The following is a 16,095-nucleotide window of genomic DNA, read 5'->3' on the forward strand; positions in this document are numbered from 1 at the left end:
TTGCGGCCCTTTCGCGACACAAGGCCGCTCCTACAATGAACAACCGTTCACCCAGTCTTGCTCTGCCGTTACACTGCGCGATTGCGACACTGTTTGTCGCATTGCCGAAAACCGCGTGAAAACAGGGTTTGGCGCTGTAACAAGTTGTCGCCTGGCAGCAAGGACAGGCGCCGATCAGTCCTTACAATCCCTTCATCGCTCGCCACTTCCAGGCCAGCGTTCCTCTTCAGGAGACTCAGATGTCCGTTGAGCAAGCCCCGGTGCAACGTGCCGATTTCGACCAGGTGATGGTTCCCAACTATTCCCCGGCGGCCTTCATTCCTGTGCGAGGCGAGGGCTCTCGAGTCTGGGATCAGACCGGTCGCGAGCTGATCGACTTCGCCGGTGGCATCGCCGTCAACGCCCTGGGCCATTGCCACCCGGCACTGGTCAAGGCGCTGACCGAGCAGGCCAACACCCTCTGGCATGTCTCCAACGTGTTCACCAACGAGCCGGCCCTGCGCCTGGCGCACAAGCTGGTGGACGCCACCTTTGCCGAGCGCGCGTTCTTCTGCAACTCGGGCGCCGAATCCAACGAGGCCGCCTTCAAGCTGGCCCGTCGCGTCGCCCATGACCGTTTCGGCCCTGAGAAGCACGAGATCATCGCCACCGTGAACAGCTTCCACGGTCGCACCCTGTTTACCGTCAGTGTCGGCGGCCAGCCCAAGTACTCCGACGGCTTCGGCCCGAAGATCACGGGCATCAGCCATGTGCCGTACAACGACCTGGAAGCGCTCAAGGCACAGATTTCCGACAAGACCTGCGCCGTGGTCATCGAGCCGATCCAGGGCGAGAGCGGCGTGGTCCCGGCCGACAAGGCCTACCTGGAAGGCGCGCGCAAGCTGTGCGACGAGCACAACGCCCTGCTGATCTTCGACGAAGTGCAGACCGGCGTCGGCCGCACCGGCTCGCTGTACGCCTACCAGCACTACGGCGTGACCCCGGACATCCTGACCAGCGCCAAGAGCCTGGGTGGCGGCTTCCCGATCGGCGCCATGCTGACCACCAGCGACATCGCCAAGCACCTGGCCGTCGGTACCCACGGCACCACCTATGGCGGCAACCCGCTGGGCTGCGCCGTCGCCTGCGCCGTGCTGGATGTGATCAACACCCCAGAAACCCTGGCCGGTATCAAGGCCAAGCATGAGCGCTTCAAGACCCGCCTGGAGAAGATCGGCCAGGAGACCGGCCTGTTCACCCTGGTGCGCGGTGTCGGCCTGCTGATCGGCTGCGTGCTGAGCGAGGCCTGGAAAGGCAAGGCCAAGGACATCCTCAACGCCGCCGAGAAGGAAGGCGTGATGGTCCTGCAGGCAGGCCCCGACGTGGTGCGCTTCGCCCCGAGCCTGGTGGTCGAGGACGCCGATATCGACGAAGGCCTGGAGCGCTTCGAGCGCGCTGTGCGCAAACTGACCCAGGGCTGAGCCCTGGGTCCAGTCGCCGGTCCGCAGGCGGGCCGGCGATACCTGATTCCAGTGTGGGCACCTGCTTGCAGGTAGTGGCGCGTGCCCGCCGTTTTTCCGTGCCGATGTGATCGGCGCGCTATCCCGAAAGGAGTGACACCATGCTGGTGATGCGCCCCGCGCAAATGGCGGATCTGAACGAAGTGCAGCGCATGGCTGCCGACAGCCCCATTGGTGTCACCTCGCTGCCGGACGATGCCGGCCGCCTGGGCGACAAGATCGCCGCCTCGGAGACCTCCTTCGCCGCCGAGGTCAGCTTCAATGGCGAGGAGAGCTACTTCTTCGTGCTCGAGGACAGCGAGACCGGCAAGCTGGCGGGCTGCTCGGCCATCGTCGCGTCGGCCGGCTATTCCGAGCCGTTCTACAGCTTTCGCAACGAGACCTTCGTGCATGCTTCGCGCGAGCTGAAGATCCACAACAAGATCCATGTCCTGTCGCTGTGCCACGACTTGACCGGCAACAGCCTGCTGACCAGCTTCTATGTGCTGCCGGAGCTGGTGGGCAGCAGCTGGGCCGAGCTCAATTCCCGCGGTCGCCTGCTGTTCATGGCCGCGCATCCGGAGCGTTTCGCCGACTCGGTGGTGACCGAAATCGTCGGCTACAGCGACGAGCAGGGTGAGTCGCCGTTCTGGGACGCCATCGGCCGCAACTTCTTCGACCTCAACTACGCCGACGCCGAGCGCCTGTGTGGCCTGAAGAGCCGCACCTTCCTCGCCGAGCTGATGCCGCATTACCCGATCTATGTGCCGCTGCTGGCCGACGAGGCGCAGGAAGCCATGGGCCAGGTCCACCCGCGCGCGCAGATCACCTTCGACATCCTCATGCGCGAAGGCTTCGAGACCGAGCACTACATCGATATCTTCGATGGCGGCCCGACCCTGCATGCCCGGACCTCGGGCATCCGCTCCATCGCCCAGAGCCGCGTGGTGCCGGTCAAGCTCGACGACGCGCCGGTCAAGGGCGGGCGCCCCTACCTGGTGTGCAACGGCCAGTTGCAGGACTACCGCGCGGTGCTGCTGGAGCTGGACTGGGTGCCGGGCAAGCCGGTCAACCTGAACAGCGAAGCCGCCGATGCCCTTGGTGTGGGCGAGGGCGCCAGCGTGCGCCTGGTCGCGGTCTGAGACGCCGCAACAGAGAGTTTCGCGGTGGGCACAGACCGCCGCACAAGGAGATAGCATGATCGTTCGTCCTGTACGCAGCAGCGATTTACCCGCGCTGATCGAGTTGGCCCGCAGTACCGGCACCACTGGGCTGACCACGCTACCCGCCAACGAGGAGCGCCTCGGCCACCGTGTCGGCTGGGCCGAGAAGAGCTTCCGCGGCGAAGCCGAGCGTGGCGACACCGACTACCTGTTCGTGCTGGAGAACGACGAAGGCCTGGTGGTCGGCATCAGCGCCATCGCCGGCGCCGTCGGCCTGCGCGAGCCTTGGTACAACTACCGGGTCGGCCTGACCGTCAGCGCTTCCCAGGAGCTGAACATCTACCGCGAGATCCCCACGCTGTTCCTGGCCAACGACCTGACCGGCAACTCCGAGCTGTGTTCGTTGTTCCTGCGCAGCGACCACCGCAGCGGCCTTAACGGTCGCTTGCTGTCCCGGGCGCGCATGCTGTTCATCGCCGAGTTCCCGGAGCTGTTCGGCAACAAGATCATCGCCGAGATGCGCGGCATGTCCGACGAGCAGGGGCGTTCGCCGTTCTGGGAGAGCCTGGGGCGGCACTTCTTCAAGATGGAGTTCAGCCAGGCCGACTACCTGACCGGCGTGGGCAACAAATCGTTCATCGCCGAGCTGATGCCCAAGTTCCCGCTGTACACCTGCTTCCTGTCGGAGGCCGCGCGCAATGTCATCGGTCGCGTGCACACCGATACCGAGCCCGCGCTGGCGATGCTCAAGCGCGAGGGCTTCAACTACCAGGGCTACGTCGACATCTTCGATGCAGGTCCCGCCATCGAGTGCGAGACTTCGAAGATCCGCGCCGTGCGCGACAGCCAGACCTTGGTGCTGGCCGTGGGCACGCCGGGCGATGACGCTACCCCTTACATCATCCATAACCGCAAGCGCGAAGACTGCCGCATCACTGCGGCGCCTGCGCGCCTGGCGGCCGGTACCCTGGTGGTCGATCCGCAGACCGCCAAGCGCCTGCGTCTGGGCGCCGGCGACAACGTGCGCGCGGTGCCGCTGTCCGCCGCTCGGGAGGCTCAGTAAATGACCACGCATTACATCGCAGGCCAGTGGTTGGCCGGCCAGGGCGAAGCCTTGCAGTCGTTGAATCCGGTCACCCAGGCGGTGGTCTGGCAAGGGCAGGGCGCCGATGCCGGCCAGGTTGAAGCCGCCGTGCAGGCCGCTCGCAAGGCGTTTCCGGGCTGGGCATCGCTGAGCCTGGAAGCACGCATCGACGTGCTGGAGAAGTTCGCCGGGCAGTTGAAGCAGCACGCCGAGGCGCTGGCCCACTGCATTGGCGAGGAAACCGGCAAGCCCCTGTGGGAGTCGGCCACCGAAGTCACCAGCATGATCAACAAGGTGGCGATCTCCGTGCAGAGCTACCGCGAGCGCACGGGAGAGAAAAGCGGCCCGCTGGCCGACGCCACCGCGGTGCTGCGGCACAAGCCCCATGGCGTGGTGGCGGTGTTCGGGCCGTACAATTTCCCGGGTCACCTGCCCAACGGCCATATCGTGCCGGCCCTGCTGGCGGGCAACTGCGTGGTGTTCAAGCCCAGCGAGCTGACGCCGAAGGTCGCCGAGCTGACCGTCAACTGCTGGATTGCCGCCGGCCTGCCGGCCGGTGTGCTCAACCTGGTCCAGGGTGCGCGTGAGGCCGGCGTGGCGCTGGCTGCCAACCCAGGCATCGACGGGCTGTTCTTCACCGGCTCCAGCCGTACCGGCAACCTGCTGCACCAGCAGTTCGCCGGACGTCCCGACAAGATCCTCGCGCTGGAAATGGGCGGCAACAACCCATTGCTGGTCGACGAGGTCAAGGACTTGGATGCCGCGGTCTACACCATCATCCAGTCGGCCTTCATCTCCGCCGGCCAGCGCTGCACTTGTGCCCGTCGCCTGCTGGTGCCGCAGGGTGCTTGGGGCGATGCGCTGATCCAGCGCCTGGTCGAAGTCAGCCGCGGTATCAGCGTCGGCGCCTTCGACCAGCAGCCTGCGCCGTTCATGGGCTCGGTGATCTCGCTGCAGGCGGCTCGCGCGTTGCTTGCCGCCCAGGCCGAACTGCTTGGCAAAGGTGGCGTGGCGTTGCTGGAAATGACCCAGCCCCAAAGTGACGCAGCCCTGCTTACTCCAGGCATCATCGACGTGACGGCCGTGGCCGAGCGTGCGGATGAGGAATTCTTCGGCCCGTTGCTGCAGGTGATCCGCTACGCCGACTTCGACGCGGCGATCGAGGAGGCCAACAACACCCAGTACGGCCTGGCCGCCGGCCTGCTGTCGGACTCCAACGCTCGCTACCAGCACTTCTGGCTGCGCAGCCGCGCCGGCATCGTCAACTGGAACAAGCAACTGACCGGCGCCGCCAGCAGCGCGCCGTTCGGTGGCGTCGGCGCCAGTGGCAACCATCGCGCCAGCGCCTACTACGCCGCGGACTACTGCGCCTATCCCGTGGCTTCGCTGGAGACCGCGAGCCTTGCACTGCCGGCGACCCTGACGCCGGGCGTCACCCTATAACAACAGGTCTCGGAGCCTAGCCGATGAAATCCTTTGAAGTGAATTTTGATGGCCTGGTGGGGCCGACCCATAACTACGGCGGCCTGTCCTACGGCAACGTGGCCTCGCAGAGCAACAGCCAGCAGGGCTCCAATCCGCGCGAAGCCGCGCGCCAGGGCCTGGCGAAGATGAAGGCGCTGATGGACATGGGCTTCAAGCAGGGCGTGCTGGCGCCGCAGGAACGCCCGGATGTCGCCGCGCTGCGTCGCCTGGGCTTCACCGGCAGCGATGCCGAGGTGATCCAGCGCGCGGCGAAGGACGCGATGCCGCTGCTGGTGGCCAGCTGCTCGGCCTCGAGCATGTGGGTGGCCAACGCCGCCACCGTCAGCCCCAGTGCCGACACCGCGGACGGTCGTGTGCATTTCACCGCCGCCAACCTCAACTGCAAGTACCACCGCAGCATCGAACATCCGACCACCAGCCGTGTGCTCGGTGCGATGTTCAGCGATGACAAGGTCTTCGCCCACCATGAAGCGCTGCCGGCCGTGGCGCAGTTCGGTGACGAAGGCGCGGCCAACCACACGCGTTTCTGCCGTGCCTATGGCGATGCGGGCGTCGAGTTCTTCGTCTACGGACGCAGCGCGTTCGACAGTCGCTACCCCGCGCCACAGAAGTATCCGGCGCGTCAGACGCTGGAGGCTTCGCAGGCCGTGGCCCGTCTGCATGGCCTGAGCGACGCTGGCGTGGTCTACGCTCAACAGAACCCGGCGGTGATCGATCAGGGCGTGTTCCACAACGACGTGATCTCGGTGGGCAATGGCGAGGTGCTGTTCTATCACGAGGACGCCTTCCTCGAGACTGACGCGGTGCTCGGCCAGCTGCAGGCTAAACTGGCCGGCAAGGGCGGCAACTTCCAGGGTATCTGTGTGCCGCGTTCGGCGGTGACGGTGGAGGATGCGGTGCGCTCCTACCTGTTCAACAGCCAGTTGCTCAGCCGCGAAGACGGTTCGATGCTGCTGGTGGTGCCCGAGGAGTGCCGCAATAACGAGCGTGTCTGGACGTACCTGAGCCAGCTGACCAGCCAGGGCGGCCCAGTGAAGGAGGTCAAGGTGTTCGACCTCAAGCAGAGCATGCAGAACGGCGGTGGCCCGGCTTGCCTGCGCCTGCGCGTGGCGCTGAAAGAATCGGAACTGGCGGCGGTCAATCCAGGCGTTATCATGACCGCCCCGCTGTACGACACCCTGGTGCAGTGGGTCGACAAGCACTACCGCGATCGCCTCGGCGAGGCGGACCTGGCCGACCCGCAGCTGCTGGTGGAATGCCGCACGGCCCTGGATGAGCTGACCCAGATCCTCAAGCTGGGCTCGGTGTATCCGTTCCAACGCCAACCTTGATAGAGAGAAATTGCAATGTCCGACGCCCTGCGCCTGATCCTGGAAGATGAAGACGGCACCCAGCTGGAAACCTCCTGCACCCGTTTTGCCGTGGTTTGGCAAGGCAAGGAAGTGTGGATCCAGCAGGATGGCCGTGGCCAGTTGCTGATCGGTGTCGATGTCGAGGAAGACGACACCGAGTACGCCAATCTGCTGCTGCGCCCGATGGCCACCAACCTGGTCAGCCTGCAGCTGGAAATGGAGCCGGCGGACGCTGGTGACGACGACCACGTCCACGGCCCGGACTGCGGCCACCACCACTAAGGAAGCGCCTATGCTCGCCCTCGGCAAACTGCTTGAGCTGACCCTGACCGATCACGAACCGGCCGAGAAGACCCAGGTGACCCCCAGGGGCGTGCGTTTGCGCTGGCTGGGGGAGGGCGCATTGGAAGTGCGCCCGCCCGAGGGTGAGGATTGCGGGCTCGACCTGCTGCTGTCGGCGGGTATCCATGGCAACGAGACGGCGCCGATAGAGCTGCTCGAACGGCTGCTGCACGGTGTGGCCAACGGCAAGATCAAGCCGCGTGCGCGGGTGCTGTTCCTGTTCGGCAACCCCGCGGCGATCCGCAAGGGCGAGCGCTTCATCGAGCAGGACATCAACCGCCTGTTCAATGGCCGCCACGAACTCTCCAGTGGCTTCGAGGCGCTGCGCGCCGCGGAGCTCGAGCAGTTCGCCCGGGTGTTTTTCAGCAAGCCCGAGCGCACCCGTCTGCACTACGACCTGCATACTGCCATTCGCGGTTCGAAGATCGAGCAGTTCGCGCTCTACCCATTCAAGGAAGGGCGCAAACACTCCCGGCGCGAGCTGGCCCGTCTGGCGGCGGCTGGCATGGAGGCGGTCCTGCTGCAGAGCAAGTCGTCGATCACCTTCAGCGCGTTTACCTACGAGCAGCTCGATGCCGAGGCCTTCACCCTGGAGCTTGGCAAGGCTCGCCCCTTCGGGCAGAACGAAGAGGTCAACCTCGACCGGCTCGAGGAGCGCCTGATCCAGATCATCGAGCACGCCGAGCCCGAAACCGAACAGAGCCTCGAGGGTCTGAAACTGTTCAGCGTTTCCCGCGAGATCATCAAGCACAGCGACAGCTTCCACCTGCACCTGCCGGCGGATATCGAGAACTTCTCCGAGCTGAGCAAGGGCTACCTGCTGGCCGAGGACCTGGCCGAGACGCGCTGGATCGTCGAGGAGGAGGGCGCGCGGATCATCTTCCCCAACCCCAAGGTCAAGAACGGCCTCAGGGCGGGGATACTCATCGTGCCGGATGCAGGGCAGAAGCTGGCCTGAGATGCCGGACACAACTGTGTTCAAGCTCCCTCAATAGACATTGCGCCGAGGCAGGCCCAATTCGCGGCGCAGTGCATTCTCGTTGAATGGGTCTGGATTGGTGTTGTTCGGTGGCGTGCTAGGATCGCCGTCGAAATCGAAACTGCCCGGCGTCGGCAAGCCCGTTACCTGGTTCTCATGATCTGGTAGAACCGTGCCATTGACGCTGTTCCAGGCGTGGCATAGCTCGTGATAAAGGATGACCACTGCGGGTGTGTCGGTTTTCTGGGCAAGGGGATTGAACCCGATGCGGCCTTCAAGCACCTTGTCTCCATGCTGCGAATGGCGGATCGCGGGATCGCCCTGTGAAGGCTCGCCCCTGAAGTAACCATTATCCAGTTCGGGGATGTTCTCGATGGTGATACGGGCGTTGCTGGCGTCCAGGCTTTCCAGCATGGCGCGGCCAGTGGCGGTGGCGACCAGCAATGCGAGGTTGAAGGCCACCAGTTCACGGTAAGAAGCGTCGCCGCTAACCAGAATGGACTGGTAGCCTGGGTGAGCGCGTACCGGAGAAGATGGCCCCGTACTTGGTGCAATCGAGGTGATCCTGGTTTGCGGGTTGCTGTAGACGTGGTCTCGGTCGGGAATGCATTCGACGTGATTGCTGCCTATCGTCGCGTCTATCACCGCAGTGCCCAGTGCCTTGACGGTGTCGCTTCCCGTTCCTGTGAAAATCGTGGCGTGCTGCATGTTCGTGATCAGCACGTCATCGCCTGCGCCGCCATAGACCGTCGCCTGACCGCCGCCTCTGAGTTCTACGTGGTCGTCTCCAGTGCCTGCGTTGACAACCACATTGCCTGGGCCGGGCGAGTGTCCCTGGATGATGTCATTGCCCGCCCCTGTTTCGATGACGACCAGGCCGTCATGCTCGGAGAGGATCTCGACACTGTCTGCACCATCGCCGGTGGCGATGTGCAGGGCATCCTTTTCGGCCATCGCAATGAAGTACCAGGTGCCAGCTGTCCTCAAGCGTGCGCCGTGCTGGTCACGTTGGACATGCAACTGCACGCCATGTTGCTTGGCAGTGCCGCGTAATATCGCACCTTGGGCGGTCGTGGCGGAGGGCATGACTTCCAGGTGGAGGTTTGCATCGCTGTAGGGTAGGGCGTGACTGTCGTGGAGGTCGGTTGGGGACGTGCCCTTGAGCACTTCTTTCAGGGTAAGCATGTTCGCTCCGATGGTTGGGATGAACGGAGCATTCTCGGCACTGCACCGCCCGTCCTGTGGTATTTAGAGCTACCTTGCGACCCCATTTTGGGAGTTGTCCCGCTGCTTTTAACTGTATAGCCTGCGCCCATGATCACTGAAATGAAGGTCATTTCATCCCGATTGACCGTTTCTCCCCCATAAACACACTGCATCCGCCTCTCAGGCTGGATATAATGGCGCCCTTTGCCGTCGTTTCGTCGATTCGACGTATGGCCGCCGTTTCCGTGGAAGAACCTATGAAAAGCGCAGAAATCCGTGAAGCCTTCCTCCGCTTCTTCGAAGAGCAGGGGCACACTCGTGTTGCCTCCAGCTCCCTGATCCCGGGCAATGACCCGACCCTGCTGTTCACCAACGCCGGCATGAACCAGTTCAAGGACTGCTTCCTCGGCCAGGAAAAGCGCGCCTATACCCGCGCCGTGAGCAGCCAGAAGTGCGTGCGCGCCGGCGGCAAGCACAACGACCTGGAAAACGTCGGCTACACCGCCCGTCACCACACCTTCTTCGAGATGCTGGGCAACTTCAGTTTCGGCGACTATTTCAAGCGTGATGCCATCACCTTCGCCTGGACCTTCCTGACTTCGGACAAGTGGCTGAACCTGCCGAAGGAAAAGCTGTGGGTCACCGTCTACGCCAGTGACGACGAAGCCTACGACATCTGGACCAAGGAAGTCGGCGTGCCCGCCGAGCGCATGGTGCGCATCGGTGACAACAAGGGCGCCCCGTACGCCTCCGACAACTTCTGGACCATGGGCGACACCGGCCCGTGCGGCCCGTGCACCGAGATCTTCTACGACCATGGCGCCGACATCTGGGGCGGCCCACCCGGCTCGCCGGAAGAGGACGGCGACCGCTACATCGAGATCTGGAACAACGTCTTCATGCAGTTCAACCGCACCGCCGATGGCGTCCTGCACCCGCTGCCGGCGCCGTCGGTGGACACCGGCATGGGCCTGGAGCGCATCAGTGCGGTGATGCAGCACGTGCACTCGAACTACGAGATCGACCTGTTCCAGAGCCTGCTGGCCGCCGCCGCCAAGGCCATCGGTTGCAGCAACGACGAGCAGCCGTCGCTGAAAGTGGTCGCCGACCACATCCGTTCCTGCGGCTTCCTGATCGCCGACGGCGTGCTGCCGTCCAACGAAGGCCGTGGCTACGTGCTGCGTCGCATCATTCGTCGCGCCTGCCGTCACGGCAACAAGCTGGGCGCCAAGGGCAGCTTCTTCCACAAGATCGTCGCCGCGCTGGTGGCCGAGATGGGCGAAGCCTTCCCGGAACTGAAAAGTCAGCAGGCGCATATCGAGCGCGTGCTCAAGACCGAGGAAGAGCAGTTCGCCAAGACCCTCGAGCAGGGCCTGCGCATTCTCGAGCAGGATCTGGCGCAACTGCAGGGCAAGGTCGTCCCGGGCGACGTGGTGTTCAAGCTGTACGACACCTACGGCTTCCCCATGGACCTGACCGCCGACATCGCCCGCGAGCGCGAGCTGACCATCGACGAAGCCGGTTTCGAGCGCGAGATGGAGGCCCAGCGTGAGCGTGCCCGCTCCGCCAGCGCCTTCGGCATGGACTACAACAGCCTGGTCAAGGTCGACACCGCCACCGACTTCCTCGGCTACGACGCCACCGAAGGCCAGGGCAAGATCATCGCCCTGTACAAGGACGGCCAGGCCGTCGAGCAACTGGCTGAGGGCGAGGAGGGCGTCGTGGTCCTCGATCGCACCCCGTTCTACGCCGAGTCCGGTGGCCAGGTCGGTGACACCGGCTACCTGCAGGCCGGCGCCGTGCGCTTCGACGTGCGTGACACCACCAAGACCGGCGGTGCCTTCCTGCACCACGGCGTGGTCGCCAGCGGCGCGCTGACTGTCGGCGCCACGGTCGACGCCCGCGTCGATGCCGAGGTGCAGCACGCCACCTCGCTGAACCACTCCGCCACCCACCTGCTGCACGAAGCCCTGCGCCAGGTGCTGGGCGAGCACGTGCAGCAGAAGGGCTCGCTGGTCGACAGCCAGCGCCTGCGTTTCGACTTCAGCCACTTCGAGGCGGTCAAACCGGAGCAGATCAAGGCCCTGGAAGACATCGTCAACCGCGAAGTGCGCCGCAACACCGAGGTGCAGACCGAGCTGACCGACATCGAAACCGCCAAGGCCAAAGGCGCCATGGCGTTGTTCGGTGAGAAGTATGGCGACACCGTGCGCGTGCTGAGCATGGGCGGTGACTTCTCCGTCGAGCTGTGCGGCGGCATTCATGCCAAGCGCACCGGCGACATCAGCCTGTTCAAGATCATCAGCGAAGGCGGCGTGGCCTCTGGCGTGCGCCGTATCGAAGCGATCACCGGGGCCGCCGCGCTGGCCTACCTGAACGCTGCCGAAGAGCAGGTCAAGGAAGCCGCGCAACTGGTCAAGGGCAATCGCGACAACCTGATCGACAAGCTGTCGGCTGTGCTCGAGCGCAACCGCCAGCTGGAAAAGCAGCTGGAACAGCTGCAGGCCAAGGCCGCCAGCGCCGCCGGGGACGATCTCTCCAACGCGGCCGTTGAGGTCAAGGGTGCCAAGGTGCTCGCCGCCCGCCTGGATGGGCAGGATGGCAAGGCGCTGCTGGCGCTCGTCGATCAACTGAAGAACAAGCTCGGCCACGCAGTGATCCTGCTGGGCAGCGAGCATGAGGGCAAGGTCGTGCTGGTGGCTGGCGTGACCAAGGACCTCTCCGGCCAACTCAAGGCTGGCGATCTGATGAAACAAGCCGCTGCGGCGGTCGGTGGCAAGGGCGGTGGTCGCCCTGACATGGCCCAGGGCGGTGGCGTCGACGTCGCTGCTCTGGACAAGGCCCTGGCCCTGGCAGTGCCGTTCGCCGAGCAGGGACTTTGAGATGAGGGGGCCGGTCGTCTAGTGGCCGGCCTCTTCATGTTGGATTGTTTTTTGGGGCCCTTGAGGGCTGAGGCACCTTTGAAATGGCGTTGATCGTACAGAAATTTGGCGGCACCTCTGTCGGTTCCATCGAGCGGATCGAGCAGGTTGCCGACAAGGTCAAGAAATTCCGCGAGCAGGGTACCGACCTGGTGGTCGTGCTGTCGGCGATGAGCGGGGAAACCAATCGCCTGATCGACCTGGCGAAGCAGATCACCGACAAGCCCGAACCCCGTGAGCTGGACGTGATCGTTTCGACTGGCGAGCAGGTCACCATCGCCCTGTTGTCCATGGCCTTGATGAAGCGCGGCGTGCCGGCGGTGTCCTACACCGGCAACCAGGTGCGCATCCTCACCGACAGCGCGCACAACAAGGCGCGCATTCTGCAAATCGACGACCAGAAGATCCGCGCCGACCTCAAGGCCGGTCGGGTCGTGGTGGTCGCCGGTTTCCAGGGGGTCGATGAGCACGGCAATATCACCACCCTCGGCCGTGGTGGCTCCGACACCACCGGCGTAGCCCTGGCGGCGGCGCTGAAGGCCGACGAGTGCCAGATCTACACCGATGTCGATGGCGTCTACACCACCGACCCGCGGGTCGTGCCCCAGGCCCAGCGCCTGGAGAAGATCACCTTCGAGGAGATGCTGGAAATGGCCAGCCTCGGTTCCAAGGTGCTGCAGATCCGTTCGGTGGAGTTCGCCGGCAAGTACAACGTCCCGCTGCGCGTGCTGCACAGCTTCAAGGAGGGTCCGGGTACCCTCATTACCATCGATGAAGAGGAATCCATGGAACAGCCGATCATTTCCGGTATCGCCTTCAACCGTGATGAGGCCAAGCTGACCATTCGCGGCGTGCCGGATACCCCGGGCGTCGCGTTCAAGATCCTCGGCCCGATCAGCGCTGCGAACATCGAAGTCGACATGATCGTGCAGAACGTCTCGCACGATAACACCACCGACTTCACCTTCACCGTGCACCGCAACGAGTACGAGAAGGCGTTGAGCGTGCTGGAGAACACCGCCCGCGAAATCGGCGCGCGTGAAGTGATCGGCGACACCAAGATCGCCAAGGTGTCGATCGTCGGCGTCGGCATGCGCTCCCACGCGGGCGTTGCCAGCCGCATGTTCGAAGCCCTGGCCAAGGAGAGCATCAACATCCAGATGATCTCCACCTCCGAGATCAAGGTCTCGGTGGTGATCGAGGAGAAGTATCTAGAGCTGGCCGTACGTGCGCTGCACACCGCGTTCGAGCTCGACGCGCCTGCCCGACAGGGTGAGTGACACGCTGCCTGGAGGGGCGCGGCTTGCCGCGCCCTTCGCGTTTCTGGTCGCCGCGGCTGTCCCTGTCCAGGCAGCCGTGGTGGTCGATCCGGGCCAATGCCGTCGTCCCCGGCCAGGCCCTGCTTATCAAAGACTGTTGTCCCTGAAGATTCATGTGAGGAGAAAACTATGCTGATTCTGACTCGTCGGTGCGCCGAGAGCCTGATCATTGGTGACGGTGAGATCACCGTGACGGTCCTGGGTGTCAAAGGCAACCAGGTGCGTATAGGCGTGAGCGCGCCGAAGGAAGTGGCTGTTCACCGCGAGGAAATCTACCTGCGGATCAAGAAAGAGAAGGACGAGGAGCCAAGCCTTTAATTTTTTTGAAGTTTTTTTCAAAAAAAGGGTTGCAAACGAGGAAGGGTGTGTTTAATATTCGCCTCGTGTTGCGGTGAGGTGGCCGAGTGGCCGAAGGCGCTCCCCTGCTAAGGGAGTATACCTCATAAGGGTATCGGGGGTTCGAATCCCCCCTTCACCGCCATTATTTGCCTAGAGCGCTTCGTGCGATCTGAATGGCACAGCAAGACACGGACTCATAGCTCAGCTGGATAGAGTACTCGGCTACGAACCGAGCGGTCGGAGGTTCGAATCCTCCTGAGTCCGCCACTTTTGAAGTGGCTTTGCCTGCAAGGCTGCTTCAATCAACCAGTGGTAACCTGGTCTAAAACTACCCCACGGACTCATAGCTCAGCTGGATAGAGTACTCGGCTACGAACCGAGCGGTCGGAGGTTCGAATCCTCCTGAGTCCGCCACTTTTGAAGTGGCTTTGCCTGCAAGGCTGCTTCGATCCACCAGTGGTAATCTGGTCTAAAACTACCCCACGGACTCATAGCTCAGCTGGATAGAGTACTCGGCTACGAACCGAGCGGTCGGAGGTTCGAATCCTCCTGAGTCCGCCACACAAGAAAAGCCCGCTTATATAAGCGGGCTTTTTTTTTCCTGATTTTTATTGGTCCCGCCTGACTGATTTGTCGGTTGGCGCCGGCTAGACTCAAATCGATCGAGTGGTCAGGGGCGTATGCAATGTGCTTTTCGAAGTGGTTGTGTCGTCGCACTGTCGGCTTCGAGCGTTGTCATAGCTTTATCGCGCAAACGATTGTTCTGGCCAAAAATTTAAGCGATCCGACAGCTTACACAGTGTATGATTGCGCCCGTCAGCCCCGCCGGGGCTTGTGGAATCCCACCATGGACTTACCCAGTAGTTACTCGTTAACACGCTTCATACAGCCAGATCTAACCGATTGATTCTCCCGGCGTGCTCCGCTGCTGGGAGTGGAGTTCGCCTATGACCGAAATAGAAGTAAAGAAAGCCCAAGAGAGCCTGCAGGATCGCCTCGCGCAGGTGATCGAGCTGCTGCAGCGCCAGCGGGTGGTCGAAGACCTGACGCATCGTCAGGAAGGGCATCACCATGACCTGGTGGAAAATCTTGTCCACCGCCAGAACCTTGTCGAGCTGCAGCGCAAGCTTGACGATCTGCACCCCGCCGACATTGCCTATATCCTCGAAGCACTGCCACTGGACGACCGCCTGACGGTCTGGCAGCTGGTGCGCTCGGATCGCGACGGCGACATTCTGCTCGAAGTCTCCGATGCCGTGCGCCAGACCCTGATCGCCGACATGGACGATCACGAGCTGCTGGCGGCCGCCAAGGAGATGGATGCCGACGAGCTCGCCGACCTCGCGCCGGAGCTGCCGCGCGACGTCGTTCATGAGCTCATGGAAAGCCTCGATGCCCAGCAGCGCGAGCGCGTGCGTTCGGCCCTGAGCTACGACGAAGAGCAAGTCGGTGCGCTGATGGACTTCGAGATGGTCACCATCCGTGAAGACGTCAGCCTCGAAGTGGTGTTGCGCTACCTGCGCCGCCTCAAGGAGTTGCCCGGGCATACCGACAAGCTGTTCGTGGTCGATTACGACGGGATTCTCAAGGGCGTGCTGCCGATCAAGCGGCTGCTGGTCAACGACCCGGACAAGAAGGTCGCGGAGGTCATGGCCAATGACCCGGTGACGTTTCATCCCGAGGAAGATGCCTACGACGCCGCGCTGGCATTCGAGCGCTACGACCTGGTTTCCGCGCCGGTGGTGGACAAGAGCGAGCGCTTGATTGGCCGTCTGACCATCGACGAAATGGTCGACCTTATTCGTGAAGAGAGCGAAAGCGAAGTGCTCAACATGGCCGGTCTGCGCGAAGAGGAAGACATCTTCGCCTCGGTCTGGCGTTCGCTGCGCAACCGTTGGGCCTGGCTGGCCATCAACCTGATCACCGCGTTCGTGGCATCGCGGGTGATCGGCCTGTTCGAAGGCTCCATCGAGAAACTCGTGGCGCTGGCGGCATTGATGCCGATCGTGGCGGGCATCGGCGGCAACTCGGGTAACCAGACCATTACCATGATCGTGCGCGCCATGGCGCTCGACCAGGTTTCGCCCGGCAACACCAGCCGGTTGATGCGCAAGGAGTTGGCGGTGTCGCTGCTCAATGGCCTGATCTGGGGGGGCGTGATCGGTGTCGTGGCGTTCTGGCTCTATGGCAGCTGGTCGCTGGGCCTGGTGATGACGGCGGCGATGACCTTGAACTTGCTGCTCGCCGCCTTGATGGGGGTGCTGATCCCGATGACCTTGACGCGTCTGGGGCGCGATCCGGCCATGGGCTCCAGCGTGATGATCACCGCGGTCACCGACAGCGGCGGCTTCTTCATCTTCCTCGGCCTGGCTACGCTCTTTCTGCTATAGGTGTGGGTTCAGGCCATGCGCAACCCCTGTAGGAGCG

The 16,095-nt window shown here is 63.4% G+C and carries 12 protein-coding genes and 4 tRNA genes; 15 read left to right on the forward strand and 1 reads right to left on the reverse strand.

All coding sequences use genetic code 11. From position 1 onward, the window contains the following. The first annotated feature begins 239 nt into the window (after positions 1–239). The 7 genes from N5D48_RS23055 (at position 240) to astE (ending at position 7,862) form a co-directional block, all read left to right on the forward strand. Complete coding sequence (locus tag N5D48_RS23055) at positions 240–1,460, forward strand: aspartate aminotransferase family protein (RefSeq protein WP_279888270.1); 1,221 nt, start codon at positions 240–242, stop codon at positions 1,458–1,460. Between the two features lie 140 nt (positions 1,461–1,600). After that, the gene (aruF, locus tag N5D48_RS23060) at positions 1,601–2,620 is read left to right on the forward strand and encodes an arginine/ornithine succinyltransferase subunit alpha (protein ID WP_279888272.1); all 1,020 of its coding nucleotides are present in this window, start codon (positions 1,601–1,603) and stop codon (positions 2,618–2,620) included. Between the two features lie 55 nt (positions 2,621–2,675). Next, complete coding sequence (gene astA, locus N5D48_RS23065; protein ID WP_279888273.1) at positions 2,676–3,704, forward strand: arginine N-succinyltransferase; 1,029 nt, start codon at positions 2,676–2,678, stop codon at positions 3,702–3,704. Then, the gene (gene astD, locus N5D48_RS23070; protein ID WP_279888274.1) at positions 3,705–5,168 is read left to right on the forward strand and encodes a succinylglutamate-semialdehyde dehydrogenase; all 1,464 of its coding nucleotides are present in this window, start codon (positions 3,705–3,707) and stop codon (positions 5,166–5,168) included. A gap of 23 nt (positions 5,169–5,191) precedes the next feature. Then, a complete protein-coding gene (astB, locus tag N5D48_RS23075) occupies positions 5,192–6,541 on the forward strand; it encodes an N-succinylarginine dihydrolase (RefSeq protein WP_279888275.1) in 1,350 nt (449 codons plus the stop codon). Positions 6,542–6,556: 15 nt separating this feature from the next. Continuing rightward, positions 6,557–6,844, forward strand: a complete 288-nt coding sequence (locus N5D48_RS23080; protein WP_134690889.1) for a topoisomerase II — start codon at positions 6,557–6,559, stop codon at positions 6,842–6,844. 10 nt (positions 6,845–6,854) lie between these two features. Next, positions 6,855–7,862, forward strand: a complete 1,008-nt coding sequence (gene astE / locus N5D48_RS23085; RefSeq protein ID WP_279888276.1) for a succinylglutamate desuccinylase — start codon at positions 6,855–6,857, stop codon at positions 7,860–7,862. Positions 7,863–7,892: 30 nt separating this feature from the next. On the opposite strand, the gene N5D48_RS23090 is transcribed toward astE, so the two are convergent. Then, positions 7,893–9,068 (reverse strand): M91 family zinc metallopeptidase, encoded by a 1,176-nt coding sequence (locus tag N5D48_RS23090; RefSeq protein WP_279888278.1) that lies wholly within the window; start codon positions 9,066–9,068, stop codon positions 7,893–7,895. A 278-nt stretch (positions 9,069–9,346) separates the two neighbouring features. Here N5D48_RS23090 and alaS point away from each other — a divergent pair, with 278 nt between their 5' ends. The 8 genes from alaS (at position 9,347) to mgtE (ending at position 16,058) form a co-directional block, all read left to right on the forward strand. Next, the gene (gene alaS / locus N5D48_RS23095; RefSeq protein ID WP_279888279.1) at positions 9,347–11,971 is read left to right on the forward strand and encodes an alanine--tRNA ligase; all 2,625 of its coding nucleotides are present in this window, start codon (positions 9,347–9,349) and stop codon (positions 11,969–11,971) included. An 83-nt stretch (positions 11,972–12,054) separates the two neighbouring features. Then, positions 12,055–13,290: an aspartate kinase gene (locus N5D48_RS23100; protein ID WP_028691060.1), complete on the forward strand. Its 1,236-nt coding sequence runs from the start codon at positions 12,055–12,057 to the stop codon at positions 13,288–13,290. Between the two features lie 168 nt (positions 13,291–13,458). After that, the gene (csrA, locus tag N5D48_RS23105; protein ID WP_003254503.1) at positions 13,459–13,647 is read left to right on the forward strand and encodes a carbon storage regulator CsrA; all 189 of its coding nucleotides are present in this window, start codon (positions 13,459–13,461) and stop codon (positions 13,645–13,647) included. Between the two features lie 72 nt (positions 13,648–13,719). Next, positions 13,720–13,810 (forward strand) — tRNA-Ser (locus N5D48_RS23110). A 48-nt stretch (positions 13,811–13,858) separates the two neighbouring features. Next, a tRNA-Arg gene (locus tag N5D48_RS23115) sits at positions 13,859–13,935 on the forward strand. A gap of 70 nt (positions 13,936–14,005) precedes the next feature. Further along, positions 14,006–14,082, forward strand: a tRNA-Arg gene (locus N5D48_RS23120). A gap of 70 nt (positions 14,083–14,152) precedes the next feature. Next, a tRNA-Arg gene (locus tag N5D48_RS23125) sits at positions 14,153–14,229 on the forward strand. Between the two features lie 386 nt (positions 14,230–14,615). After that, the gene (gene mgtE / locus N5D48_RS23130; RefSeq protein WP_279888280.1) at positions 14,616–16,058 is read left to right on the forward strand and encodes a magnesium transporter; all 1,443 of its coding nucleotides are present in this window, start codon (positions 14,616–14,618) and stop codon (positions 16,056–16,058) included. Positions 16,059–16,095 lie beyond the last annotated feature (37 nt).

The organism is Pseudomonas sp. GD03858 (genome assembly GCF_029840925.1).
Taxonomy (GTDB): domain Bacteria; phylum Pseudomonadota; class Gammaproteobacteria; order Pseudomonadales; family Pseudomonadaceae; genus Aquipseudomonas.

Bases quoted from the DNA above. Each gene is read 5' to 3' on its own strand.
- N5D48_RS23080 (WP_134690889.1), top strand. From the start codon at position 6,557: ATGTCCGACGCCCTGCGCCTGATCCTGGAAGATGAAGACGGCACCCAG.
- astB (WP_279888275.1), top strand. From the start codon at position 5,192: ATGAAATCCTTTGAAGTGAATTTTGATGGCCTGGTGGGGCCGACCCAT.
- alaS (WP_279888279.1), top strand. From the start codon at position 9,347: ATGAAAAGCGCAGAAATCCGTGAAGCCTTCCTCCGCTTCTTCGAAGAG.
- astD (WP_279888274.1), top strand. From the start codon at position 3,705: ATGACCACGCATTACATCGCAGGCCAGTGGTTGGCCGGCCAGGGCGAA.
- aruF (WP_279888272.1), top strand. From the start codon at position 1,601: ATGCTGGTGATGCGCCCCGCGCAAATGGCGGATCTGAACGAAGTGCAG.
- astE (WP_279888276.1), top strand. From the start codon at position 6,855: ATGCTCGCCCTCGGCAAACTGCTTGAGCTGACCCTGACCGATCACGAA.
- N5D48_RS23055 (WP_279888270.1), top strand. From the start codon at position 240: ATGTCCGTTGAGCAAGCCCCGGTGCAACGTGCCGATTTCGACCAGGTG.
- N5D48_RS23090 (WP_279888278.1), bottom strand. From the start codon at position 9,068: ATGCTTACCCTGAAAGAAGTGCTCAAGGGCACGTCCCCAACCGACCTC.
- csrA (WP_003254503.1), top strand. From the start codon at position 13,459: ATGCTGATTCTGACTCGTCGGTGCGCCGAGAGCCTGATCATTGGTGAC.
- N5D48_RS23100 (WP_028691060.1), top strand. From the start codon at position 12,055: ATGGCGTTGATCGTACAGAAATTTGGCGGCACCTCTGTCGGTTCCATC.
- mgtE (WP_279888280.1), top strand. From the start codon at position 14,616: ATGACCGAAATAGAAGTAAAGAAAGCCCAAGAGAGCCTGCAGGATCGC.
- astA (WP_279888273.1), top strand. From the start codon at position 2,676: ATGATCGTTCGTCCTGTACGCAGCAGCGATTTACCCGCGCTGATCGAG.